The organism is Streptomyces sp. 2A115 (assembly GCF_052245575.1).
Classification (GTDB): domain Bacteria; phylum Actinomycetota; class Actinomycetes; order Streptomycetales; family Streptomycetaceae; genus Streptomyces.
This window is the reverse complement of sequence record NZ_JBQQCG010000252.1, coordinates 1-765: the sequence shown is the minus strand read 5'-3', so window position 1 is coordinate 765 and position 765 is coordinate 1. Positions and strand designations below refer to the sequence as shown.

Annotated in this window: 1 protein-coding gene; it reads right to left on the bottom strand. The window is 70.5% G+C overall.

Annotated features, from left to right (window positions below; translation table 11 throughout):
* Nucleotides 1-765, bottom strand: a 765-nt coding sequence (locus ACTWQR_RS55885) for an acyltransferase domain-containing protein (RefSeq protein WP_443235038.1), incomplete at both ends; no start/stop codon positions are given.

Sequence of the window (765 nt, the reverse complement as noted above, 5' to 3'; positions counted from 1 at the left end):
ACCCGGACATCCTGGTCGGACAGCGCCTCCAGCACCTCGTCGAGGGCCAGGGCGTCACCGGCGATCACCACCGACGACGGGCCGTTGACCGCCGCGACCTCCACCCGGTCCGCCCACGGTGTCAGCCAGGCGGTCGCCTCCGCCTCGCTCAGCGCTACGGAGGCCATGCCCCCGTGCCCGGCCAACTGCGTCGCAATCGCCTGACTGCGCAGGGCCACGACCCGAACGGCGTCCTCCAGCGACAACGCACCCGCCACACACGCAGCCGCAATCTCACCCTGCGAATGACCCACCACCGCATCCGGCACCACACCCACCGACGCCCACACCGCCGCCAAGCCCACCATCACCGCGAAACTCGCCGGCTGCACCACATCCACCCGCTCCAGCAGCTCGGGCTCAGCATCACCGCGCAGCACCTTCGCCAGCGACCAATCCACCCACTGCTCCAGCGCAGCAGCGCACTCCGCGATCCGCTCAGCAAACACCGGCGAGGAATCCAGCAACTCCCGCCCCATCCCCACCCACTGCGAACCCTGCCCCGGAAACACCCACACCACCTTGCCCGGCACACCCGAACCGGACGCGCTACCGGTCACCAGGTTCTGACCACTTTCACCCCGCGCCAGCGCCCGCAACCCAGCCAGCGCCTCCGCACCCGAACCCGCAACCACCACCGCACGCTCACCCAACAGCGCACGGCCCGACACCAACGCCCCCGCCACACCCGCCAACGACACCCCATCGGCACCCTCGACGAATGCC